This window comes from Vibrio sp. YT-17, from assembly GCF_033337375.1.
GTDB classification, from domain to species: Bacteria; Pseudomonadota; Gammaproteobacteria; order Enterobacterales; family Vibrionaceae; genus Vibrio; species Vibrio alginolyticus.
Window position 1 is genome coordinate 1 of sequence record NZ_JAWOQP010000202.1, and the last position, 1034, is coordinate 1034.

The 1034-nt window shown below is 49.1% G+C and carries 1 protein-coding gene; it reads left to right on the forward strand.

The window, feature by feature from the left end; genetic code table 11:
• The coding region (hutW, locus tag R7F67_RS24945) for a heme anaerobic degradation radical SAM methyltransferase ChuW/HutW (protein ID WP_318057545.1) at window positions 1-1034 on the forward strand (1034 nt) is incomplete at both ends.

Below are 1034 nucleotides of genomic sequence, written 5' to 3' on the forward strand. Positions count from 1 at the left end.
CAGCACTTCCTTGGACGCAAAGCGGCATCTTCCATGCGGTTTACATTGGTGGTGGAACACCGACCGATCTTTTTCCCGAACAAGTTCGCGTGCTGGGGCAGGCCATTCATGATTATTTCCCTCTCGCGTCTGATTGCGAAATTACTTTAGAAGGGCGCATCAATCGTTTTTCCGATGAGTTGTATCGAGGTGCGTTAGATGGCGGCTTTAATCGCTTCTCTTTTGGCGTGCAGAGCTTCAACACTCAAGTTCGTCGCAGTGCAAAGCGTCTTGATGATAGAGAAGACGTACTTAAACGCGTTTCGGAACTGGCGAAGGAAGACAAAATCCCAGTCATCATCGACTTGTTGTACGGCTTGCCTTATCAAACCAAAGAAATACTTGAACAAGATCTTAACGATTTTATGTCGACAGGCGCGCATGGCTTGGATTTGTATCAGTTGGTCGTGGGTGGAACTGCGCCAATGCTCAATCTCGTTGAAAAAGGCAAGATCCCACCACCAGCGACGACGCCAGAGAAAGCGGGCATGTATGAGCTGGGTGTGAACTTTATGGCGAAGCACCATATGAAGCAGTTGAGCGTGAACCACTGGGCCGTCGATAACCGTGAGCGTAGCCTATACAACAGCTTAGCCAAGACGTACGCAGAAGTGTTGCCGATTGGATGCGGTGCTGGTGGCAACATTGGCGGCTACGGGATGATGCTGCACCGTACTTTAGACACCTACATCAAAGCGGTGAATGAAGGGCAAAGTACGATTGCGATGATGATGAAGCACAGCCCATTAGAGCCATTATTTGCAGCGCTAAAATCCGGGCTTGACCGCGGCATTGTTCAGGCAAGTAAACTGCCGGTGTTTATGGGTAGCAATACGTTCGATTTTCTCATGCCGCTGTTTAAAGTATGGCAAGACAAAGGCTTAGTTGAGCTTCAAGAGCGAAGCTTAGTGCTTACTTTAGCGGGCAGTTTTTGGGCCGTTTCGTTAGCGCAAGCCTGTATTCAGGTACTGACATCAGAGATGAACGAAAGCGTG